Consider the following 22990-nt stretch of genomic DNA (forward strand, 5'->3'; position numbering starts at 1 on the left):
AGCTTTTACCTGTTTTCTATGGTCACAGGCAGCTACACAGCAAAGCTGTGGCTGTTCCTGGTGGGAATTCTGATGATGGTAGCAGCTTTATTCTATCAAAGGCTCCGTAAACGGATGGCGTAAATTATTCGCGGTGAGAATCAGATGATCACTGCCCGTTCAGAAAACATGAATAAACAAAAGTCCGGATCATTCACAAATCAATGTGGGGATCAGGGCTTTACATATTTTCTCTTTTGCCTCACGCAGACATCGGCAAGCTCAGACCAACTTCAAAGCCGCCGTATTCACTATGCTTTATCTGCATTATGCCGTTGTGTGCAAATATGATTTGTTTGACAATGAGCAGTCCTAAGCCATGGCGCTGTTCGGTTGTTTGTTCATCGCACACCATATAATGCGGCGTGTTGTTCAATTTTCTAATCTGCTCATCTGTCGCACCCACACCATCATCGGAAACAATCACAGTACAAACATTATTTTCAGCAATAACACGAACGAAGATATGACATCCTTGTTCGTTATGATTTATGCTGTTTTGAATCAGATTACTTACTGCCCGCCTTATTAATTCTTTGTCAACATTTGCGGTACAAGAAGTTAATGCTTCGTCTGTTTCCCATTCAATCGTGTACTTTTCATCAATATTCATATTGATGAAATCAACTACTACCTGACGGACAACGGCGATCAGATTTTGTCTTTCAGGGCTTAGCGGTTGCATATTGTATTCCAGCTTAGACGCAAGATTCAAGTCGTTAATCAGGTTTCGCATACGTTTGCTTTGGCGTACAATAACCGCCGCTTTTTGACGGTTGTTTTCTGATAACTGCACATCGCTTTCTAACTGTCCTGCATAGCCCATTACCATTGATAAAGGTGTTCGTATGTCGTGGGATACCCCTGCGATCCAATTTGCTCTTGCGGTTTCTCTTTTTCGGAGCTGTCCGCTTTGCGTTTTTAAAATATCTGAGGTCTTGTTAATGCTTACTGCAAGCTCGGATAAAAGCCCTTTTTCCCTGATATAGACTTCTTGGTTCGTTGATAAAGCCTGTATTCCGCTGACAATCGGTTTCACGGATTTTAGCAGCTTGGAATTGGCAATCACATAGATGGTAAAAATCAAGGCTATATTGATTGCTAAAACAGAAAGAACCGTTTTGGGCAAGTTGGCGATGAAATGATAATCCCAACTCGGCCACATATGTTTCCAAAAGCTGTCTTTCGGATAGCCCAGTACCACAAGTCCGTTTTCCGCTTCTCCTGTAAATGTAGGATATCCGTCGATATAGCCACGGGTCAGGCTCGCTATATCCGAAATGGTGTATGACATGGGTACGGCCTCGGGAAGATGATCCGTCTGCCATACTACCTTCATTGCCCTGTTGTCAATAAAAATCGCCCATACATTTGCGTGTTGCAGTTCAAGCGAGGTATCTTCGCTTAAAACATACCCGGTTTCACTTTTGGATAAATGATCGGCAACTGCCTGTGCCGTAATCCAGGGGGAGCTATTCGGCGCCTGATTCAGCGTATATATCCCCAATAAAGCAAAATTCAGTATAAGAAGCAACAGTGAGGACAAGAGCATAATACCGGCAAAACGCCGGATGAGTTTTGGTACGCTTTTCATATCAATTGCCATGCGATACAGAATTCGCACAAAGAGTTAGAAAAACACAGACTTTTGTGCCCGGTACCGCCCCTTTCTTCGTTTTTCACACTACTTGCCCTCCACAACAAGTTTATATCCAAGCCCTTTCATCGTTATCAGCGAAACAGGTTGGGACGGATTCTCTTCAATTTTTTCTCGGATACGGCGGATATGCGCCATCAGCGAATTTTCATAGCCAAAGGGATTATCCCCCCAAGCCGCTTCACACAGAGCGTCAATTGTAACAATTCTCCCAGCGTTCCGATATAAAGCGGCAAGGATGTCATGTTCCTTTGCCGTAAGCGTATGATGTTCTCCGTTCTTTATGACTTCTGCACGCTCAAAGTCAATTTCGCTGTCATGCAGTTTCACAAGGGGATTTTCCGCCTTATAACTCCTGCGGAGAATGGCGTTTACACGGAACAAAAGCTCCTTTGGCAAAAAGGGTTTTACCATATAATCATCGGCGCCAAGCCCGAAGCCACGGAACTTATCATCATCCTCGCCACGGGCAGTTAAGAACAGCACCGGATAATCCGCCGTTTTTTTAAGCCGCTCCATCAGATCAAACCCATTCCCATCAGGAAGAATTACATCAAGAATCGCAAACTCAGGCTGATAGGTTTCAGAAATCGTAACCGCTTCATTTACCGTTTTTGACGTTTTGATATTTTGAAACCCGTCCTCGTTTAAGATCGATACGACCATATCTAAAAGATCCTGTTCGTCATCGACAAGCAAAATGCGTTTTTGTTTTAGATAATCAAATTCCATACGGGTACCACCTTTCTGTTTTCCATTATACCACAGAAATCTGTCATTTTCTAAATGTACCATGAAATGTAAGGTAAATGTAAGGACACAAGAAGGTTGACACAAGGTTCAGGGCTTATAATTTAGCTGCGATGATAAGAAAGGAGCGAAATGCAATGAACATTATTGAAACGAATAATTTAACGAAATCATATGCGGATTTTACAGCGGTTTCAGGTGTCAATCTGCATATTCCGAAAGGTGCTGTCTATGGATTTCTCGGCCCGAACGGGGCAGGAAAATCCACTACCATGAAAATGTTTTTAGGGCTTACCAAACCTACCGACGGCTCATTTACAATTGACGGAAAGAAATATTCCGATAACAGAGTAGAAATTCTAAAAGAAATCGGCTCGTTTATAGAAGCCCCCGCCTTCTACGGGAATTTAAGCGGGGAAGAAAACCTTGATATTGTCCGCAAAATATTGGGACTTCCCAAATCCTCCGTAGTGGAAGCTCTTGAAATCGTGGGACTGACGCAGTTCAAAAAACGAATTGCAAAAAAATATTCCCTTGGAATGAAACAGAGGTTAGGTCTTGCAAGCGCCTTAATCGGAAAGCCGCCGATCCTCATTTTAGACGAACCGACAAATGGACTTGATCCTGTGGGGATCCACGAAATCCGAACGCTGATCCGTTCCTTGCCGGAACAGTTTAACTGTACCGTTTTGGTATCGTCGCACTTACTGTCTGAGATAGAACTAATGGCTGATACCATCGGTATCTTGAATCATGGTCATCTGCTGTTTGAGGGAACGCTTGAACAACTTAAATTCAGCGCAGCTTCACAGGGCTATCCTACGGATAATCTGGAGGATACATTCCTTGCCTTAATTGACGCGGATAACAAGCACAGGGGGACCGTGCGATGAGCGTTTCTTTGGAGTGTAAAAAGGTAAAGAGAACGGGGTTTTTACCGGTATTCTTCGGCGGTGGAATATTAGCTGCGGCTGTTCCTATTATCAATATGGCAGTCCGCTGGGAAATGTATCTTAACCAGCCGGGCAGTCCGATCCAAATTTTACTGGGTGCAAATTGGCAGATGATGGCAATGCTGAATGTGCTGCTCATTGTAACCGGATCCTGCCTTTTATATCATACGGAATATGCAGACAATGCTATACAGAAAATGAAATCTTTGCCCATTCGGGAAAGCTCTATTTTCTTAGGAAAAGCGGTTTTGACAGTTTTTATGAGCCTTTTTGTGCTTGTCATCCAGGCGGGAGCCATTACCTTCTGTTCCTATTGCTGGTTTGAAATCGGAAGTGGATTTTTTGGGGAACTGTGCAAATGCTTGGGGTATTCTTTCTTGTTGATGTTACCCTGCGTTATTTTGTCGCTTCTTATTTCGGAAGCCTGTAAGAATATGTGGGTATCCCTTGGAATCGGCGTAGTATGCGTGTTTACCGCAACAATGCTGCCGACAACAAACTTTGCTCTTTCACTTTTTCCCTTTGCAATGCCTTTTCAGATATTTGCGGATACAGATATAACGCGGTCCATACACTATATCTGTGGAGCAATGGCAGAGCTTGCTGTTTGTGGATTGGCGCAGCTCATACTGGTAAAGGTAAGGAGGTCGTTTGAATGAGGTTTTTAACACTTGTCGGCGTGGAGTTCAAAAAAATTAAACGCTCAAATATTGCAATAATTTTCCTTGCTGCGGCAGTTATCTTATGGATACCGTCTATCCTGCATGCCAAAATGAATTTTGGCATGCAGACAGAGGGAATTTCGCCGGAAAATAATTTCTTTATTCAGGGCTTTCTGGGAATGGCGTGGTTTATGTTTCCCGCAAGTATGGTAGTTGGGATAGTTCTTTTAAGTCAGACGGAAAGAGCAAACAAGGGCATTTTGAAAATGCTTTCCTTGCCAATCAGTGCAGCAAAACTTTGTATAGCTAAGTTTGTTGTATTGCTGATGCTGGCGGCAGCACAAATCTTAATGACGACAGGCACGTACTATATCAGTGCCGTCATCAGTTCGGGGACACAGGATTATAACTTTATCCTGCCGCCGTTGTTTGTTCTAAAAGAAATAAGCTGGATATTTCTGTCCGCAATACCGATGATTGCATTTTTCTGGATGTTATCAGTCTGTATTCAAACGCCAATTTTTTCAATTGGTATTGGTTTGGCGTCAATAGTACCATCGGTGCTAATAATTAATACAAAAGCGTGGTTTGCTTATCCAATGTCGTATCCATTCTTTGTGATAACGGCAGAATACGGTAAACTTGCAACAAATCTTGATATGGCGCAGGTTGAACTCATACCGTGGATACCTGTTGCCTCTCTTATTACAATCGTATGTTTAGGCATTTCCTGCCTATGTTTCGGGCAGGCTGAAAGGAGATAATCACTATGAAAAACAAAGTTTTAACCGCAGTCAGCACCATTATGATTTTTGTCCCGTGGACAATTCTCCCGCTTAGGACTTTTGACTGGGCATTAGAATCGCCTGCCGCTGAAATTATGATTTCTTGCTATGCGGCGTTCATGATTTTCAGCGGAGTGTTCACTATTATTTCGTATGTCATGGCAAAAGCTCAAAGCAATTTAATGAAAGTCTGCTTGATTATAAATGGTATTTATGCAGTGGGTGGGGCTGTCGCTTTTTGTATGATGGTTTTACCTAAAATTATATAACGAGGCGGACTGTTATGAAGAAAATCAAAACAATTCTATCTGTTGTTTTGGTTTTGAGCGTTGTCGGCTGTCTTTCCACATATGGTTCTAATCACGGTAAAGGGAGCCGGAAAGATAATCTGATTGACAGTTGGGATATCCTGGCCCCTCTGGACACCGTGTCCAGAGGACAGGAACGGCTCTCCTAGGTGTCATTCTCCGCGCTCCATTTTGATCTGTCCCTTTCCGCCAACATCGAAATGGAGGTTACTTATGACAATCATCCAATTAAACCGCTACTAAAAGAAAGCAACGGGAACTTTGGAAACCGCCCTACTTCCCACACCGGATCATTCAATGGGCTATCATGCTCCAGATTGAACCGACTTTCAGCAAAGTTTTCACCGGGTTCACTTGCGCTTCCCTTCCAAACCGTGGGATCAAGAAAGCCCAAGAGGATTGGAAACCGGACACGGCCCCCAGCCTTTACAAAAAGGTGGGTTTCACTGATTTCGGGATTCCAGTTTAGACACAGCCCCTTAGGGCTTCCGATCCCTATAACAGTGGGGACAAAGTTTCCCACAACGGGAAAGAATGGGGTTCCACCGCTGATGCCGGGAACCCCAGGGGAGATGGGTGGGAACCTGTATAAAGGCCCCTGTAAGGCCCTATAAGGGCCGATTGGCTTTAGAAGTATAAAATTTCATTACCTGACCTTAAAACGCCGCCCAGCGGCCAAACAGGGAGGGAAATCGACCGGATAAAAACGGCCCCTAAGTTACGGGGCCGTTTTTATATATCTTTTTTCAGAAAGGAAGGTTTACAGATGAAGAAAGCATTTGTACCGGGATTGGGGTGATCGGGGGACTGATTGCTTCCATGTTTGGTGGTTGGGATGCCGCATTAATTACCCTGATGATCTTCATGGGCATTGACTACTTGACCGGCCTGATCATGGCGGGTGTGTTCCACAATTCTGAAAAAACTCCAAACGGCGCCTTAGAGAGCCAGGCCGGGTGGAAGGGCCTTTGTCGAAAAGGTGTAACCCTGTTGATCGTGTTGGTGGCCTACCGGCTGGATTTGGTGATGGGTTCTAACTTTATCCGGGATGCGGTGGTGATTGGCTTTATCGCCAATGAAACCATTTCTATTGTGGAAAACGCGGGGCTGATGGGCGTGCCCATTCCGGCCGTGATTACCAGGGCCATTGACGTGCTTAAACATCAAGGGGAAAGCGGTGAAGAAAATGAAAAAAGGCGTTGATATTTCCGAGATGAACGGATCTGTGGATTTTGCCGCGCTGAAACAGGCGGGCGTGGAATTCGCCATTATCCGGTGTGGGTATGGCAATGATATTCCCTTCCAAGACGATAAATGCTTTTATGAAAATGTAAAAAGGGCGGATGCGGCAGGAATGCCATGGGGTACATATCTCTATTCATATGCTAGGAATAGCGATATGGCCAGAAGCGAGGCAAGGCATGTTTTGCGCCTGTTAAATGGTGGAAATCCCGCCTATGGCGTGTGGTATGATGTGGAGGACCCCCAGCAGGCAGGAGCGGATTTGGTATCTATCTGCGAAGCGTTCTGCGGCATGGTAGAGGCGGCGGGGCTATATGTTGGCATTTACTCCATGTTGTCTTGGATGAACACCAAGCTAAGCAATTCCCGGCTGGATAAATATGACAAATGGGTAGCCCAATGGAACAGCGTTTGCAACTACAAAAAGCCCTATGGTATTTGGCAGTGTACAGACTATTTAACCATTGCCGGAAAGACTTTTGATGGCAACTACGCCTACAATGATTACCCACCCTGACGGGGCGGTGAAAAAGGAGAAGGGGGCAAAAATGAAATGGGGTACAATACAGTTCCTGATATGCCTTACCATCCCCAAAATGGTAACCAAGGGCTTCATCGATGGCACCGGCACAGGGAAGAAAGATGCCAACGGCCTTCCCGCTGATCTGGACTTGTCCCTTGACATGATCCGGGTGTTTGTCACCAATGATGGGGCGGGGCTTTACGGAGAATAAAGCTGTTACTATTAGGGGCGGTTTTACCCCATTTGCGTGAAGCAGATAGTTCAGCGGACCCATGAAAAGACTGCTTTTCTTTGCCTTGCGTAAGTCTGTAATTTATGATACTATAGGTGTGGTATTCCAGCAGTCTAAAAAATGAAATGAGGTGTAGCAATGTATGATGTTATCGTTGTAGGCGCAGGAGCTACCGGGTGTACTGCGGCAAAAACGCTGTCAGAAAGTGGATATAAGGTTTTGCTGGTAGAGAAATTCAAAATGCCACGGTACAAATCCTGTTCAGGGCAACTGATAAAAAAGACTGTCGATTTGGTGCGGGAATATTTCGGCGCGGCGGTTCCAGCTTCGGCCATGTGTACCCCTACTGAAAACAGGGGAATGATCTTTACAAATGACAAGGGGAAAGAGGTCAGATTTGAACAACCGGGATTGAATGTATGGCGCAGCTCTTTTGATAATTGGCTTGCCATGAAAGCGTCAGAATGCGGCGTTGAAGTACGGGATTGCACCCCCGCAGTTTCGTGTGGGGAAAACGACGGAATAGTAAACGTGACGCTTCGCGGGGAGAAAACCTATACTGAAATAGCAAAATTTGTCATTGACTGTGAGGGTGTTGTCGGAACATTGAAACGAAAGCTGCTTAACAATACACCGCAGTACATAACGACTTTTCAGACATATAATCAAGGCAGCATAGATTTAGATTATCATTACTTCTATGCTTATTTACAGCCGGAATTATCAGAATATGACGCATGGTTTAATGTCAAGGACAATCTTCTTGTGCTGGGGGTATCGGTAAAAGATAATGAAAAGATAGCGGTTTTTCACCAGCGCTTTCTTGACTATATGAAAGAACAGCATAATCTGCAAATTGATAAACAGGTAAAAACGGATAAATGGCTTATGCCGCATATTCTCCCCGGCTGCAATATTGACTATGGTGTTGGACGGGTGTTGTTTGCGGGTGAGATCGCAGGATTTCTTAACCCGATGGGCGAGGGGATTTCTGCCGGAATGGAAAGCGGATATTGCGTGGCACAAGCGGTTATGGACCATTTTGACAATTTGGAAATGATATATTCAGACTATAAAGAAAGGTTAGAGCCATTGCATAGCTACATGAAAAGGCAATGGAGCTTCGTCGCTGGGATAGCAGATACATTTAGCGATATGAAATGAAAAGAACCGGGACCTGGCAGCTATCAGATAGCCATCGCGCCCCGGTTTTCTCATGGGTGCAGAGCTTGGATTGTTAGGCAAAAAAAACGCCATTTTCAGCGATAAAGGTATAAATCCCTTGCCACCTTATTTTCCCGCCCGGAAAGCTACATTCTGTCTGCGGGTGATACGCTTCCGGCAGGTAAATAGCCCGGTTAGAGCTGGATGCAAAGGGTGAGCCGCACACACTACACCGCCGCATATCCTCCGCATGGTAAAGCTCGGCGTACAGCGTCTGATCTACGGACAGCAAACTTTAATAATATTTGACCTGACACAGTAGGAAATTTGAAAATTAAAACTCATATCTTGTACCATGCGAGAACAACAGGCCATCAGTCAGTCCCACACGCAGAATGATGGTGTTTTCATCGTTAAAATCAGTATGACCGTTATCGATCCATTCCGCAAAGACATTTTTCAATTTTTCAGCAATTACATAATTCTCTTTTTTTCCAAAATAACCTAGGCTAATGCCTTTCCCATGTGCGGTAAACCATTCGCCGGCGATTGCAACAACAGGGTTATCTTTTATATGTTTCATTTTATTTGAGAGTGCGTGGGTAATGACATAAAACGCCCCATTTTCGTAATAGGCATTGACGTAACGCACATAAGGCCTTGCATTTTCCGTGGTTGCTAATGATATAATTGTATCTTTCCCGAAACGCTCAATCATGATCTGTTCTGCTTCTTGACTAAATTCGTTCATTGAATTATTCTCCAGCTTGCAAATTTTTTCTTTTCTCTTGAGCAGAATTAGTCAATTTCTCATAGATACTTTTCGACTTTCTTTATTAGCTTTACATCCATACAGCCGATTTTCGCTGCTGTTATTCAAATAGTTTTGCCCTAAAGCAATTTGGGTTCTCCGTAGGCTTTGCCGTCAGTTTGAACAGAACACAGCCGTCAGGGCAAACGATGCTTTTGCTGTATTTCCCGTCACCTCCGATATTCTCTAAATCACCGCCGCTTCTGACTGCTTCCATAATGGGAAACATCACCATCATGCACTTAGAACAGATACCCTGCCCATCTTGATTGACGGGACATCCATAGGTACAGGTGTATTTATCCCCAACCTCTTCTCCATTCCGGCAGTAGTGTTCCGTGTGATCGCCATGCAAAAAGCCGATGACCTCAATTTCCCATTCGTACTCCTCAGCGTACCACTTCTTCATAGTATCATTTCCTTTCATCTTTGATTTACCTGTTCTATTGAAAACTATACCTCACACCCTTGATTAGATCCTATTAAACCAAACCATAACTTTATTATGCAAAATTTCCTATAATTTGTCAATAGGAATTCCGTCTATTTGAAACGATCCATTTTGAATTTCCGGCATATTATAAGAAATTTAATTAAGAAAGGAGTGATATATCAGAGCTTCCCTACCCCTTAATCAGCTCGTCCAAAATCAGAAAGGCGGGTTTCTTTATGAGAGCGATGGCCAGTCCGATCCGCTGCTGCATCCGGAAAGAAAAATGCTTTACCTTTTTCTTTCCGGATGGTTTCCAAATTGTCTCGTGCGCTCATACTTGCTTCAATCAGGCTTCCTGTATACTTTCTCTGCTGCTCCAGGTTTGTTTTGCCGAAAACTTCCATCTGACCGCTATTCGGTGAAGCCAACCCCAGTATCGTACGCATAAATGTAGTCCTTCCGGCTTCATTTTTCCCAATAAGGCCGTATATATTTCCTTGTCTCACCGTCAAACTGACTGCATTCACAGCAATACTTTTTCCGTAAGTCTTTGTCAGCCTTTCTTGCTTTCAGTATCTCATTCATATAATCCTCCTGTTCCTCCCCAATTAATACCCGCTTTTGCAAATCCGTTCCGCTAGATGACTATCCCAATCCGGGGTAATCATTCAGATCAACCCCTGGTGCAGGCTTTCCGTTTTTGTCAACGACACCTTCTTCTTTCATCCTTTGTGTTTCTCTTTCAATCTGTTTCTGATTTACCGCTGGCTCACCAGCTCCGTTTCCCTGTTCCCCAGTACCCCTGCTTGCCTGCTGACTGCTCTGGGTTATGGACTGATTTTTGTTCACCGAGCCACTTTGAGTCACGACCGGGTCCTCATTTGCGGCACAGGCCGCAGCGCTTATTAGTACAAGCACCAGCGCGGCTGCAAGGACCGCAATTTTTTTAGTCATTTATGCTGCCTCCTTGATTGCAAAGAATGTATGGAGGATATGAATGAGATACTGAAAACAGAAAGGCCTGTACGGATATTAATGCTTTGTTTTGTCGAAATCAGTTTCCATCTCTATATGATTGGGATCCAGTATTCGTAAACCGCCTCCTGTGGATCCGCTTTGATATACACCTCAATATCCGGTGAATTCGCGTATGTGTATCCAGAAGTGGGAAGCCATTCTGCAATGACTCGCTTTTCTAATTCCTGTAGAGAACGGTTGGTGCCCTGCCCCTCGAAAATAGCCCATTTACACGCCGGGATATGATACTCTTCAAATGAATCTTCCTTCCTGTCGGAGCGGACCACAATCAAGTATTTCCAGTTCTCTGTGTGATGAACGCTAATACCCAGCAAACCTTGCGGTCTGCTTTCCTGCAAAGCACTCAGTTTTGTAAGCGTTCCATCGGCAAGAGCCGTATCCCATACAGTAGGGATTACTTCAAAATTTCGGGCAAGCTCCTTATTCAGTGGGCAGGAAACTCCCAGCACACGAAACGCCGCTTTTTCCTCTACTCTGAATTTCAATGGCACCCCTCCGTCCATGGATACATGAAACTGAATCGGGGGAAAAGCCTGCATCGGCCGGTTCTCTGTCTTGAGCGCAGACGGCACTACGCCATGAAAGCTTTTGAAGGCTCGGGTGAAAGCAGTTGGGGATTCATACCGGTATTTTATAGCAATGTCTATTACCTTCCCGCTATCCTTTTGCAGCTCTACAGCCGCAAGGGACAGCCGGCGCCGCCGTATGTATTCCCGAAGCGTCATATTTGTCATATAGAGAAACATCTGTTGGAAATAGTACGATGGGCAGTTGGCCACCTGTGCTACCTTTTCATAATCCAGTTCTTCAGTGATATGTTCTTCCATATATTCAATCGATTGGTTCAAGCGTTGCATCCATTCCATAAGGTCACCTAACGCTATTCTAATGTTCTATTATAGCTTATCCTTTCACAAGTTTCCTCGCATTCAGGCTATACAAGTTGATAGCCCAAGTACGTAAATGTTCTTACGCAAAATCGGCTGATTATCCGCTTTCATTTCAGCCTCCTGCGGTCCTACAATTATAGCGTAAACCATCCAATTATACGAGAGGGTTACCTTACATTACTCAAGAGCTTGGCTCGACTTTTGTCTTAAGAAATTCCCGCTTTCTGGTTCTTTTCAGCAGCCTCTGCGCCACTCTAAACATTTACCAGTCAATCGATCATAAGCACGATGTGCACCCAATCAAAATGGAAAGTAAAAGGACGCTCACACGGAGCGTCCTGATAATACAATCGCAGTATTCATTCAGCTCCCTACGTTGGTATTAGCCAACAGGTTCAAAGGGTCAGGTTCTGCCTTCTCAACTACACAGTAGTTCCCCCGCTTTTTGGATATAAACCTATATTTGTGTATCTGCATGGATGTGTCAAATCGGCGGTCCGATCTGGCGCACTCATTAATCATTACTCTCCTCTTCTCGCTCCGTCATTGGAAATCCTTCCAAAACTCTGCTCAGATAGTCGTTAAACGGCTTCATAATGCGGAACAAGCTTTGCTGCTTCTGTTACAAATACCTCTGCATCCACCGATATTTCAGATACCAGCTTTATAAACATCAACCATTCCGCCTGGGGATGCTCCCTGCCATATCCGAAGAGAACACGCAAAAGCCCCTGTGCCGTAAAGTGTTTTTCCAGCTCCGGCGTATGGATGATTTTGTCAAATTCTTCATTGAACACGGTGATATAGTCGCGGATTATTTCAATTGCATCTCGAAATGACTGGTCTCCAGGCTTGATCATCAGATAATATCCTACCGGAAACGGGTAGCTTTCCTTTTGAGGAATAGGGGCGCGAAATGACGGATTATATGGTGTTCTCCGAACGGGGATACCCAATTAATGTAAATGCAGTGCCCTTGGGCTGAATATGTAAAATGCTTCTGTCAAACGCTCCAAATACCATCCCCGGTTGTTATGCTTATTTAAGGCAACCCCGCACAATTCTAAGCACCGTCTTGCTTGCAGATTTTCCGTGATAGCGCACAGCTTTCGCTGGTCAACGGTGAGATGGACGGCGCTCAATCTGTACCCTCTGAAGAAAAATCTGACTGCGCAATACGGTACTTTGAATTGTGCGGTATTGCCTTAAGTCCGTCAAATACTTTTGCATCCATACAGTATCCACTATCTGCACCTTCTATGCGTTGCCTGCAACCAAAAAAAGAACGGCCACAGATCATTTTGTTGCAAAATAAACTGATCTGCACGGTAACTTCACCCGTTGCATCCATTTCTTGGGAAAGCAGATGCCAATTTATCACTTTATTATAGCGTATCCTTGCTTCAGTTTCCTCGCATTCAAGCTATACAAATTGATAGCCCAAGCGTGTAAATATTCTTCTGTAAGAATCAGCCGATTAAAACTGTCATTTGGCTCTGCAATGGCAACATAATACTTCACATGTCAGAAACAGGTCTGCTTCTGACATAAAAAATCACATGACAGCGACCTTGCCAAAACCTGGTTGTAACCTTGCTTTTTTCCTGTTTTTTAGAAAATGCAGGACTATTGTTGCCACAAGGCTTTCAATAACAAGGATGCTCATGCCGTAGTAAGGCCTGTCCAAAGCGGATATCGAAAAAACACAGTTTCACCTGAAATCATCTCGTCCGCCTAACCCCTTATCGGAACTTGACAGTATCTTCAAACGGATTTATGAGGACGACATGGCGTGGTAAGCCATGACAGATTTTTGAAGCTATCCGCAGAGTATGAAGCGGAACAGCGGGAACTGGAAGAAAAGGTCAAGGCAGACCAGCAGGAAGTCGATACTTACGAACAGAACAAGAGCGATCTTGCCCGCTTCGCCGCGATGATCCGCAAGTATGTGGGGATAAAGGAACTTACTCCCGCGATCGTCAATGAATTTATCAAGAAAATCATAGTCCGTGCGCCGGAAAAGGTGGAAGGGAAGCGGGTACAGAAAGTAGATATTGTTTTCAACTTTGTGGGGGAAATCCATTTTCTTTCTGCCACGCAACCGAAACGGTAAGGCGCATAAGGAAACCGCGCTCGTTGAGCGCAAGAAAAGACGGCATAGCCCTTGTAATCGGGGCGATACCGCCTAATCTGAAATTACTTCCCTCTAACCGTAAATATTTGTGTTTGTATAATTTTTAGCCATTCCGCTAGGGCTTGTTTGAAAATAGAGACAATAACGGATTAATGGCCAGAAGAGGTCTATTTTCAAGGAGAAGAATCGCTGTGGTTAGCTTTGCTAACTCCGTCAGTCCTGTGGTTGCGGGGGTTTTCCACGTGGAAAGGGGCCGCTCATGAGGATAAAGATGGTGTTTCCGGGTTTTCAAACAGCTCCTAAAGCCGAATGGCGTTTTTTACGGCAAAGGGAATGATCTCCCGTTTATTCTGTGCAGTTTAACCCGTCACCGCTCTAGGCGGACTTCCTTAGCTTCTGCCGGGGAACAGGGCTCTTGTCCATAGCGGGCCTTTTCATAGAGCTCGTGCAGCCGGGGAACTTCCAGTCCAGCCCAGCCCTCTAGCTCGGAGGGGGTAAGGCTTTGGGCTGGAGAATCCTTACCCGCTTTTAAAATCCTTCGCCGGTACCGTCGGCGAATAACAGCGTTAGGGGAACGGTCCCACACTGCGGGCCGCCGGAGACGGACAGCTTCCTTGCTTCCCTGATCCGTGTACTCTTCTTTACCCAAATACTGGACATAGTCCCGGTTATCCGTATAATTCCGCTGGAAATTCTTAAAGACCTGCCGTATGCCAAAGACCAAACCGATCAACAGGGCTGTGGCCAGAAGCCAAAAAATCGCGGTAGAAAGCCATTGGGGAATTACCCACAAAGGCTCTTTTTCACCCCAGAACATTTCAGCGTAGTTTTGCATGTCTGGAAACAAGTCGCCGGAAAGGATGGGCTCTACCGGAACTTGCCCCTCCCTCCAGTGACGGTTTTCGGGAATGGTGATTTTTATATTCCCACTGGCCCCTAGGGCTGGAATAAGTAGCGTACACATAAGCAAGAACCATCCCAGCACCGCTGCCCCGGCAATACGCTGAATACGCCGGGCAGGTAGATTGCGCATGGTTTTATTAAGGGTGAGATATGCGTCTACCCGCTCCGCTCCCCGGTAGGTTACGCATAGAATGAGATACAGCATCCCAGAGACCAGGGCCAGCCGCTGCAAAGTTGGAAAACCAATGAAAGCGCTGTATACAAAAGCTGCGGCGAACACGCTCAGGCTGGGGTAGTTGGGAAAATCGAAAAAGGAGAGGATGGGTCCCTCTTCCTCTTCTGCCAGACGGTTACGTCCCCGGAAGAAGCACATCAGGACAGTCAAAATCACGCCCCCCAGGTGGCCGGTAAGCAAGAAGCTAAGGCCGCACAATAAAAGGGAGGCCAGCAGATATTGCCACAGGGTTCGGGTTCGTTTGGCCGCATAATAGCTGAGCCCAGCGGGCAGCGCGAACAGCAGACCGCGGAAAAACGCCACTGTTAATGAGTAGTAAATATCAAACTGCTGTAACACACTGAAACCAAAGGCAAAGAGGATTCCTGCTACCAACCCACAGTGCAGGCGAGCCAAAGCCCGCAGAAGAATCTGCAAATTCGTGAGCCCTAGTAGCTCTTTGAGTTTCTTCATGGCTTCGCCCCCTTAAAATTCCATCCAGACCAGCTGGACATTTCGATACTCCGGCAATTCCCCATGCTCTGCGCCGCAGGGAACGATGCGCAGCCCCTGGCCCTTGCCCACTGCTGCCGAAAAGGCTTGGCATAGGTCCTTGCGCTGGCTGCGAGAGACCAGGACCAGCAGGTCGTCTGTATCCGCCGGTTGGGGTATACACTGGCAAATTGGCGTCAGGTTGGCGCCGCCTTGCAGGCAGGCCAGTTTTTTCTTTAGGAATAACAAGCTGCCCGAGCCAGCCACGCTTTCTAGTTTCCACAGCTGTCCGGTTTGCACATTAGACCCGTTACTGTACAGTCCTACCTCCACGCCATCGGCCAGCAACCGTTCCGCTAAAGAACAAGCCACCCGAACCCCGGCCTCATTGAGAAAATCCCCCTGCCAGCCGCCTGTCTCCATGTCAATACCAATGACCACCCGCTGGGACAGGGTAGACTCATGCAGGTTGATCAGCAGCTTGCCTGCACGGGCGGTGGCCTTCCAGTTGATATACTTCATAGGGTCGCCTCGGGAATACTCCCGCAGTCCCCCAAACTCAAAGGGGTCGTCGCACACCCGCTTGCGGCTGAGTACCGCGCCCATAATGCGGGAATAGGGAATGTTGATCTGCCCTGTGGGCACCGGTTTGGGCAGTACGTAGAACTCGGTGCTTTGGGGCAGAGTGGTCAGGTATTTTCGGGTGAGGAATAGATCCGCCGCTGCTAGACCCGCCTCATCAATACGGAAATACCCCCGGCCCGCGCATTTGAAATCCAAGGTACGGGTGATTTTCTGCTGCATGGATACTGCGAACACATCCCGGCGGTAGGTCTGGTCGCTGATGGACGCGTTTTCACCGTGGCCAAACTGGAGCCGTTTGTCCATATGAAAGCTGATCTCTACAGTAGGCAAGGGGAGTAGTTTCCGGTTGGTGATCACCTCGGAGAGTGTGGAAACGCTGTCCGCTACCGCGTAGTCTTGGGTAAAGGCAATGCGGCAGCTAAGGCCTTTTTTCCAGTACAGCTGGTACAGGGCCCGCACGCCGCAGAAGATTAGGACCAGGCTGGCTAAGAGTATAAGAATAATTATGATCATTACTTCTCCCACTCCTCTGTGGGAACTGTCACAGCGGCCAGCAGATTATCCGCAGCCTGTTTCTGAGGGGCGCTACCGCCGGTTCCGCTGACAGAGAGCCGGTGGGCCACCACGGGCTGTGCCACGGACTTAATGTCCTCGGGGGTGACAAAGGTCCGGCCCTGCACCAGGGCAAAGGCCTGGGAGCCCCGCAGCAGAGCCAAACTGCCCCGAGGGCTTAGGCCCAGCTCAATGCCGCTCTGCCCCCGGGACTGCTGGGCTAGGGCAGCTATATAGCCCAAAAGGGATGGGTGCACAAAGACCTGCCGGGACTTTTTTTGTAGGCGGATGATCTCCTCTTTACTACAGACGGGAGAAAGCTCCTCCAGCGGCTCCGCGTCCATAAAGCGCTCTAAAATGGCTACCTCCTGGTCTGGGCTGGGCGGAGCCATGGAGATACGCATAAGAAAGCGGTCCAGCTGGGCCTCGGGCAAGGGATAGGTACCCAGGGTCTCCACGGGGTTTTGGGTGGCAATGACAAAGAAGGGAGGGGGGAGCCGGCGGGTGACGCCGTCCACAGTGACCTGTCCTTCCGCCATGCATTCTAGCAGACTGGACTGGGTGCGGGGGGTGGCCCGGTTGATCTCATCGGCCAGCAGAATATTGCAGAACACCGGCCCCGGGCTGAACACAAACTGGCCCTTTTGCTGGTCAAAGAAGTTCAGGCCCGTCACGTCCGAGGGAAGCAGGTCAGGGGTAAACTGCACCCGGCCAAAGTCTGCATCTACAGATTTTGCCAGAGCCCGGGCCATCACCGTTTTCCCCATGCCGGGCACGTCCTCCACCAGCACGTGCCCTCCAGCCAATAGGGCGGTAAGCAGCAGGTCGGCGGTGCGCTCCTGACCCACCAGAACCTTGGCGATATTTGCTTTTACAGCTTGCAGAACATTTTCCATAAAAAGTTTTCCTCGCTTTCTAGATTTCCAGGCCAGCTGCGGCCTTGTTGCCCATATAGTACCCGGATTGCGAAACCCTACCTGCGCCAAGCTGGCCTTCCAGAAGGGACCAGTACATGGATTCGCCAAGTCTTTGCTAGGGCTTGTGCTCTCTATTTTCAAACAAGTCCTATCGTCCGTCTAAAAAACTTCGAAAAATCGTCTTTTCGCGGAAAACGAGTGGCCTCTGGGTCAAAAATCCTCGAAAGCGACCGCCTTTTTTACGGTTTTTTCTTGAATCCATCGCGCTTTTGACGAAAATCCTGACTCTTCTCCGGGTTTAAAACAGACTCTAGGCCAAACGAGATTTTCTTTCTTCCACTAGAATGCCGGTAATCAGGATTTCCAAATTTATTGGCCATGCCCTTCGTTCCCGCTTAGCAGTCCCTTTACGGCGGCGATGTTCTCCCGCTCCACATCAATCAGCCGCTGGGTTTTGGCCCGCAGCTCGTCTTGATGGGGAGCCATGGCCGCGGCCCGTCCGGTGGCTGCATGTAGCCATTCTTCTGTTACGTCCGAGAGGTCCACGCACTCGCCATATCCTAAATACCGTAGATAAGAACCAATTTTCGGGTCGTAACTGACCCCCACCAGAGGTACTCCGCTGAGAGAAGAGAAAATCAGCCCGTGCAGCCGCATGGAGACGACCACGTCCATATGGCTTAAAATGGAGATTAGCATTTCTGGCCCCGGCGCTCCAGTGAGCAGCTTGCCGGGGTGGTCCATGCAGCTTAACACCGCCTGGGCGGCGGACTCGTCCTGAAAAGCGTTGATGGAGATAAACACAGGCTCTAGGCCATACTCATCTCTGGCCCGCTGGGCGCACCGGGCCAGAACAGGCGCTTTTTCCACAAAACCACGCCAGTTCCGCAGCAGGTAGCAGATATACTTGCCCTTTGGATCAAAGCCCTGGTCACGCAGGTAGCGGCGGGTCTCGGCTTCTCCGGCAGGGGAGAGTATCAAAGCCGGGTCCGAGCTAAGAACCGTGCGGGGCTGGGTAACGCCATAGCTTTTCAACTCTCCCAGAGATTCCTCCTCCCGCAGGGTGATCACATTTACCGAGCGGTTCAGCACCTGGCGGACCAGGCGGATGTTCCGCTTTCCAGCTACCGGCCCAATGCCGCAGCCATACATGTCCACTTGATTCCCCAGGCGCTTGGCGGCCCATAGGGTTAAAAGATAATACCACAGGCTCCGGTGGCTGGTAGCATTTTGAATCAGTGTGCCGCCGCCGTTGATATACAGCCTGGAACTTTTCATGGTTCGCAGAATGCGGGGGAGATTAAAGGTATAGATGGAGTGGACCTTGTACCGCTGCTTAATGCTTTGAGTATTTTTTGCCAGCACTGTAATAGGGATAAACTGGTCCAGCTGACGGATGGACTGAATGATGGACTTTAAAATAGCGTCGTCCCCCGCGTTGCCATGGCCATAGGCTCCACAAATGACCACGCCGTCTCGCCGAGCGGCGTTTTTGCGTGCTTCCTTTGCCAAAATGGTGTCGTAAATCTCCAGCTGGCGATGCACCATGCTCTCTAGCGAAAGCTGGCGGCGGGCTTTTTCATATAGCCGGTCTCCCAGGGTGCGGCGCAGCTGGGGGTCGGCGGATAAGTCGGTCAGAAGCTGCGCCAACCGTTTTTCGTCCTTGGGAGTAAAGAGAAGACCTGTCTCCCCGTGAATAATCAAGGAGGGGATACCGCCTACATTAGTAGAAATAGTTACCCGGTGCATGCGGGCCGCCTCGGTAAGCACGTAGGGAAAGCCCTCAGACAGAGAAGTGATCAGGTTTATATCAATGGCATTATAAAAGGAATTAATGTCTTTCAGCCACCCGGTAAAGCACACAATATCCGAAAGTCCCAGTTGGGCAGTAAGCTGCTCCAGCTTTTCCCGGTCCTCACCGTCCCCAGCAATGGCTAACTTCAGGTTCGGCAGCTTTTCCCGGGCCAGCTTCACGGCCCGCAACAGGGTGGGAATGTCCTTCACGGGGGAAAGCCGCGCCACAATACCAGCCACCACGTCACCAGGGTGGTGGTCCATACCAATAGACCGGAAAAATTCTTCTTTGGGCTGGCAGGTGATGGGAGAATTGAAATCAATACCATTGTAAATCGTCTCAATACGGTCAGCAGGGAAATTCCGTTCAATGAGAATGTCCGTAATATTGTCGCAGACGCCAATGTAATAGTTCACCCGGCGCAGGGCCACCAGGTTGGTGGTGCCGTAGCTCAACCGGGCCACCGGGCGGCCCAGGTAGTCCAGCCGGTAGTCGCTGTGCACAGTGGTGACTACCGGGGCTTTCACATATTTTTTCAGCAGATTGCCCATCAGATTGCCCCGTGCCCCGTGGCAGTGGATGATGTCAATCTTCTGCCCTGCGGTAAGCTTGCGCAACTCCCGCAGGCCCCGAATGGGGTCGCCGCTCTCAATGACATGGATAGGCACACCCATTTTAGCGGCGTCGTCAGAAAAATCTCCCCGGCGAAAACAGATGAGGGTAGCGTCAATAAAATGGTTCAGCTCCCTTAGCAGGTTCAGCACATGGGTCTTGGCCCCGCCAGTGTCGCCGCCGCCGATCAGATGGATCACTCGCATGCAGTTTCCCTCTTTTCCGTAGTTTCCTGGCCCAGCAGTTTTTCCATGTGTACATGGGGGCAATGTTCGTCCAGATAGACCCCGCCGCTTTGCGCATAGCCCAGCTTTTGATAAAAGCCTGCGGCTTGCACCTGTGCCGAAAGAACCATCCGCGCCGCGCCCCGGGCCCTTGCGGCCGCCTCGGCTTGGTCCATGACCTGGGCTCCCAGCCCCTGGCCCCGGCGGTTTTTCCGCACAGCCACCCGCCCCACGTGCCATGTGCCCCTGGGGCTATCGGGGAAGATCCGGCAGCAGGCCGCGGCCTGGCCGTCTTCATACAGTGTAATGTGCAGAGCGGCGCGGTCTGTCTCATCAAACTCTTGAGCGAAGCCCTGTTCTTCTATAAAAACCTCCTGCCGGAGGGCATGGGTCTCTTCCGGCAGAAAGCCGGTCACTTTTACTGTCTGCAAAAACATCCATCCTCAATTCTTTATAGTGTTGATGCCTCTGGCGGGTTAAAGAAACTTTTACGCCGTGAAGAGGCTGGCCGTCCCTCGGTAGAATTCGCCCTCGAAGCAGAAAAAGGAGGGGAAAGGGAAGCTAAAGGGACACTTGTGCGGTTCAGGGGTGAAGAGTTGGCGTCTGGTGAGATTCTTAGAAGCCCTGCCAAAAAGCTGGCTTTGCCTACTTTACGCCGCCAGAGGCGTTTCACCGTCAAAAAGAAATGCGTCAGAACCCCTGGAATGCTTCTAAAAACCACACGTTTTCTACCTGGAATTCTTGCTTGTTTAAATATTCCAGGGCTCCACCAGGGCTGGTGAAGCTAAACCGCAGCTTATAGGAATACAGCGCTTGATAGGGAAAACCTGTGGGCCGGTTCAGGGCATTGCGGCCATACTTGCCATCCCCGGCCAGAGGGTGGCCGATAGAGGCTAGGTGGGCCCGGATCTGGTGGGTACGCCCGGTAAGCAACTCCACCTCCAAAAGGGCAAAGCCCCCGCGCTCTTCTAGTACCCGGTAGCGGGTGCGGATCGTCTTGCCCCCGGGCAGTGGCCTTTTGCTGATAAATACCCGGTTTTTTGCCTCGTCCTTGCTAAGGTAACCGGTCAGCAGGGCTTCCTTTATCTTTGGCACGCCGCAGACCACGCAAAGGTACAACTTTTTCAGTTCTCGGTCCTTAACCTTTTGATTGAGAATGCGCAGAGCGTCGGCATTTTTCGCCGCCATAACAATACCGCCTGTATTGCGGTCGATGCGATTCACCAGCGCTGGGGCGAAAGAATTTTCGCTGTCAGGGTTGTACTCGCCTTTGTCATAGAGATAGTGCCGCACCCGGGCGATGAGGGAATCGAAGTGGTAGTTTTCGTCCGGATGAACGATAAGCCCCGGGGGTTTATCCAAAAGCAGCAGGTTCTGGTCCTCGTAAACCACCCGCAACGTTAGGGGGGCTTTTAAAAAGTCCTGTTCCTTGGGGGACTGCTGGAAAAATTCCTCCTGCCAATACAGGGAAAGCCGGTCGCCAGGGGCCAGCTTAACTTCGGGCACACAGCGGCCGCCGTTTAGGCGTACGTCCTTTTTGCGAATACACTTGTACAGCACAGCCTGGGGCAGATTGGGGTAGGTTTTGGTCAGAAACTTATCTAGCCGCTGTCCGGCATCGTTGGGGGTAATAGTCACTTCTCTGCGGGGCATGGGTCCTCCTTTGGAGTGGAAAAAGAATAGGCGAAAATTAGGAGCGGGCGTCAAGGCCCAGAAAAGCGGACGGTAAAAGCTTGGCAGTTTTCCTGTGCTTGGCCAACTTTTCACCCCCGGACCGCACAATGTGCCATCCATGGGATGTCTCTACTTTTTTCTCCGCTCCGTCGTAAAAAGAAAATATGGCAGGGACAACACAATACCGATGCCAAGGGCAATGGCGACTGCGATCTTAATGGTTTCCAGTCCTTTATTGAAAGCTTGGGCGTTGCTGCCCATGAAAAAGTAATACCCAGTATAGTAGATGCCCGCCCCGGGCACAATGGGGAAAATGCCGCAGATTAAAAACACCGTTACCGGAGCTTTTCGGTAAAAGGAGAACATCCGGGAAAGCCAGGTCAGGGCCAACGCCGCGAAAAAGGAGGCGCTGGCCACCCCGCAGCCCAGGCTGCCGGCGATTAAATACACCAGCCACCCCGCCCCACCAGTGAACCCAGTAAACAGCAGCTCCCGCCGGGGGGTGTGGAAGATCACCGCAAAGGCAATGGTGGCTAGAAAGGCCACAGCAGTTTGCGACAGCCAGTTTAAGAGGGGGAGCAGATCCATCAAAACAACGCACCCCCTGTCAGAAGAGAGAGCAGCCGTACCACCGAGCCGACTCCCACCGCAATGCATCCGCCTACTAGCACAGCGTCCAGCATGCGGATGGCCCCGCTTAGATAGTCGCCGTGGAAGAAGTCCCGGATAGAATTAGTTAGGGCTACCCCAGGCACCAAACGAATGATGGAGCCTATAATGATCTTATCCATATTATTCCCGGCTCCCAGCAAGAAAACCGCCCCGCCGATGAGCGTGACTAGGGCGCTGGCCGAGAGATTGGTCATAAATTTAGACGTCCCCTTTTTGCTGGTGAAAAATAGGAAAAGCTCCAAAGCCACACCGCAGAAAAAGGCCACAGCAGCGTCGGCCCAGGTGCCGCCGAAAAGGTAGCTGAAAGCCGCGCTGCCTATAGCACAGGAAAGCACTGCCATGGGCAGGGGGGAATAGGGCAGAGTACGAATTTCTTCCAGCTGGGCAAAGGCCTCCTCCACGGTGTGTAGGCCCAGGGCAATTTCCCGGGAAAGCTGGTTTACAGCACAGATGCGCCCCAGATGGGTGCTGGCGCTGGGAACGTAGCGTAGGCGGGTAGAGCGCTGCACACCGTTTTCCTTGCCGTCGGCAAAAATGGCGTTGGTAAGTACATACACGTCCAAATGCTCTACTTGATAGGCCCGGGCAACACGCTCCATAGTCTCCTGTACCCGGGAGATCTCCGCACCGTTTTCTAAAAGAGTCTCGCCCATGCGGAAGGAGAGTTCAAGAATGCTAGAGTTGGACAGATTGGGCGTATGGGACATAGAAGAAAATCCTTTCTTGATA

The 22990-nt window shown here is 48.7% G+C and carries 26 protein-coding genes, 1 pseudogene and 1 riboswitch; of the genes and pseudogenes, 10 read left to right on the plus strand and 17 right to left on the minus strand.

The features are described from left to right. Positions 1-241 precede the first annotated feature (241 nt). Together U8U68_RS17425 and U8U68_RS17430 are read right to left on the minus strand one after the other, a co-directional pair. A complete protein-coding gene (locus U8U68_RS17425; RefSeq protein ID WP_322203090.1) occupies positions 242-1645 on the minus strand; it encodes a sensor histidine kinase in 1404 nt (467 codons plus the stop codon). 78 nt (positions 1646-1723) lie between these two features. Continuing rightward, complete coding sequence (locus U8U68_RS17430; RefSeq protein WP_322203092.1) at positions 1724-2428, minus strand: response regulator transcription factor; 705 nt, start codon at positions 2426-2428, stop codon at positions 1724-1726. Positions 2429-2583: 155 nt separating this feature from the next. Here U8U68_RS17430 and U8U68_RS17435 point away from each other — a divergent pair, with 155 nt between their 5' ends. From U8U68_RS17435 to U8U68_RS17475, 9 genes are all read left to right on the plus strand, one after another. Continuing rightward, positions 2584-3339, plus strand: coding sequence for an ABC transporter ATP-binding protein (locus U8U68_RS17435; protein WP_322203094.1), 756 nt, complete (start codon positions 2584-2586; stop codon positions 3337-3339). Beyond that, positions 3336-4058, plus strand: coding sequence for an ABC transporter permease (locus U8U68_RS17440; RefSeq protein WP_322203096.1), 723 nt, complete (start codon positions 3336-3338; stop codon positions 4056-4058). The genes U8U68_RS17435 and U8U68_RS17440 overlap by 4 nt, the downstream gene beginning before the upstream one ends. Next, complete coding sequence (locus U8U68_RS17445; RefSeq protein ID WP_322203097.1) at positions 4055-4825, plus strand: ABC transporter permease; 771 nt, start codon at positions 4055-4057, stop codon at positions 4823-4825. Before U8U68_RS17440 ends, U8U68_RS17445 begins: the two co-directional genes overlap by 4 nt. Positions 4826-4830: 5 nt before the next feature. Continuing rightward, positions 4831-5115 (plus strand): hypothetical protein, encoded by a 285-nt coding sequence (locus U8U68_RS17450; protein ID WP_322203099.1) that lies wholly within the window; start codon positions 4831-4833, stop codon positions 5113-5115. A 14-nt stretch (positions 5116-5129) separates the two neighbouring features. Next, complete coding sequence (locus U8U68_RS17455) at positions 5130-5303, plus strand: hypothetical protein (protein WP_322203101.1); 174 nt, start codon at positions 5130-5132, stop codon at positions 5301-5303. A gap of 646 nt (positions 5304-5949) precedes the next feature. Further along, positions 5950-6357, plus strand: a complete 408-nt coding sequence (locus U8U68_RS17460; protein ID WP_367575848.1) for a phage holin family protein — start codon at positions 5950-5952, stop codon at positions 6355-6357. Next, the gene (locus tag U8U68_RS17465; RefSeq protein WP_322203103.1) at positions 6341-6913 is read left to right on the plus strand and encodes a glycoside hydrolase family 25 protein; all 573 of its coding nucleotides are present in this window, start codon (positions 6341-6343) and stop codon (positions 6911-6913) included. The genes U8U68_RS17460 and U8U68_RS17465 overlap by 17 nt, the downstream gene beginning before the upstream one ends. 31 nt (positions 6914-6944) lie before the next feature. Then, a complete protein-coding gene (locus U8U68_RS17470) occupies positions 6945-7130 on the plus strand; it encodes a hypothetical protein (protein ID WP_322203105.1) in 186 nt (61 codons plus the stop codon). Between the two features lie 159 nt (positions 7131-7289). Beyond that, on the plus strand, positions 7290-8315 hold the full coding sequence (locus tag U8U68_RS17475; protein WP_322203107.1) for an NAD(P)/FAD-dependent oxidoreductase: 1026 nt from the start codon (positions 7290-7292) through the stop codon (positions 8313-8315). 334 nt (positions 8316-8649) lie between these two features. Here the strand turns inward: U8U68_RS17475 and U8U68_RS17480 are convergent, their stop codons facing one another. The 7 genes and pseudogenes from U8U68_RS17480 to U8U68_RS17505 all read right to left on the minus strand — a co-directional run bounded on the left by U8U68_RS17480 (position 8650) and on the right by U8U68_RS17505 (position 12443). Continuing rightward, positions 8650-9066, minus strand: a complete 417-nt coding sequence (locus U8U68_RS17480) for a pyridoxamine 5'-phosphate oxidase family protein (protein ID WP_322203109.1) — start codon at positions 9064-9066, stop codon at positions 8650-8652. 121 nt (positions 9067-9187) lie between these two features. Continuing rightward, a complete protein-coding gene (locus U8U68_RS17485) occupies positions 9188-9535 on the minus strand; it encodes a TIGR04076 family protein (RefSeq protein WP_322203111.1) in 348 nt (115 codons plus the stop codon). A gap of 214 nt (positions 9536-9749) precedes the next feature. Next, the gene (locus tag U8U68_RS22485; RefSeq protein ID WP_367575850.1) at positions 9750-9830 is read right to left on the minus strand and encodes a hypothetical protein; all 81 of its coding nucleotides are present in this window, start codon (positions 9828-9830) and stop codon (positions 9750-9752) included. Positions 9831-9906: 76 nt separating this feature from the next. Beyond that, positions 9907-10086: pseudogene (locus U8U68_RS22490) on the minus strand (ATP-binding cassette domain-containing protein); the annotation flags it as partial. A 118-nt stretch (positions 10087-10204) separates the two neighbouring features. Continuing rightward, positions 10205-10513: a hypothetical protein gene (locus U8U68_RS17495; protein WP_322203116.1), complete on the minus strand. Its 309-nt coding sequence runs from the start codon at positions 10511-10513 to the stop codon at positions 10205-10207. Between the two features lie 113 nt (positions 10514-10626). Continuing rightward, positions 10627-11463 (minus strand): AraC family transcriptional regulator, encoded by an 837-nt coding sequence (locus U8U68_RS17500; protein WP_322203118.1) that lies wholly within the window; start codon positions 11461-11463, stop codon positions 10627-10629. A gap of 375 nt (positions 11464-11838) precedes the next feature. Beyond that, positions 11839-11937, minus strand: a riboswitch (TPP riboswitch). 131 nt (positions 11938-12068) lie between these two features. Then, positions 12069-12443 carry a DUF2461 family protein gene (locus U8U68_RS17505; protein ID WP_322203120.1) on the minus strand — a complete coding sequence of 125 codons (375 nt, stop codon included), beginning with the start codon at positions 12441-12443 and terminating at the stop codon, positions 12069-12071. 836 nt (positions 12444-13279) lie between these two features. Here U8U68_RS17505 and U8U68_RS17510 point away from each other — a divergent pair. Beyond that, positions 13280-13600: a DUF4368 domain-containing protein gene (locus U8U68_RS17510; RefSeq protein WP_367575849.1), complete on the plus strand. Its 321-nt coding sequence runs from the start codon at positions 13280-13282 to the stop codon at positions 13598-13600. A 388-nt stretch (positions 13601-13988) separates the two neighbouring features. Here the strand turns inward: U8U68_RS17510 and U8U68_RS17515 are convergent, their stop codons facing one another. The 8 genes from U8U68_RS17515 to U8U68_RS17550 all read right to left on the minus strand — a co-directional run bounded on the left by U8U68_RS17515 (position 13989) and on the right by U8U68_RS17550 (position 22968). Next, a complete protein-coding gene (locus U8U68_RS17515) occupies positions 13989-15212 on the minus strand; it encodes a hypothetical protein (protein ID WP_322203122.1) in 1224 nt (407 codons plus the stop codon). A 12-nt stretch (positions 15213-15224) separates the two neighbouring features. Continuing rightward, complete coding sequence (locus U8U68_RS17520; RefSeq protein WP_322203124.1) at positions 15225-16328, minus strand: DUF58 domain-containing protein; 1104 nt, start codon at positions 16326-16328, stop codon at positions 15225-15227. Beyond that, complete coding sequence (locus U8U68_RS17525) at positions 16328-17263, minus strand: AAA family ATPase (RefSeq protein WP_322203126.1); 936 nt, start codon at positions 17261-17263, stop codon at positions 16328-16330. Before U8U68_RS17525 ends, U8U68_RS17520 begins: the two co-directional genes overlap by 1 nt. A gap of 390 nt (positions 17264-17653) precedes the next feature. Further along, positions 17654-19897, minus strand: a complete 2244-nt coding sequence (gene csaB / locus U8U68_RS17530) for a polysaccharide pyruvyl transferase CsaB (protein ID WP_322203128.1) — start codon at positions 19895-19897, stop codon at positions 17654-17656. Then, on the minus strand, positions 19888-20346 hold the full coding sequence (locus tag U8U68_RS17535) for a GNAT family N-acetyltransferase (RefSeq protein ID WP_322203130.1): 459 nt from the start codon (positions 20344-20346) through the stop codon (positions 19888-19890). Before U8U68_RS17535 ends, csaB begins: the two co-directional genes overlap by 10 nt. Before the next feature lie 259 nt (positions 20347-20605). Continuing rightward, on the minus strand, positions 20606-21568 hold the full coding sequence (locus U8U68_RS17540) for an RluA family pseudouridine synthase (protein WP_322203132.1): 963 nt from the start codon (positions 21566-21568) through the stop codon (positions 20606-20608). Between the two features lie 150 nt (positions 21569-21718). After that, complete coding sequence (locus U8U68_RS17545; RefSeq protein ID WP_322203157.1) at positions 21719-22177, minus strand: threonine/serine exporter family protein; 459 nt, start codon at positions 22175-22177, stop codon at positions 21719-21721. Beyond that, a complete protein-coding gene (locus U8U68_RS17550) occupies positions 22177-22968 on the minus strand; it encodes a threonine/serine exporter family protein (RefSeq protein ID WP_322203134.1) in 792 nt (263 codons plus the stop codon). The genes U8U68_RS17545 and U8U68_RS17550 overlap by 1 nt, the downstream gene beginning before the upstream one ends. Positions 22969-22990 lie beyond the last annotated feature (22 nt).

Origin of the sequence: Acutalibacter intestini (assembly GCF_034334985.1) — a bacterium.
GTDB lineage: Bacteria > Bacillota > Clostridia > Oscillospirales > Acutalibacteraceae > Acutalibacter > Acutalibacter intestini.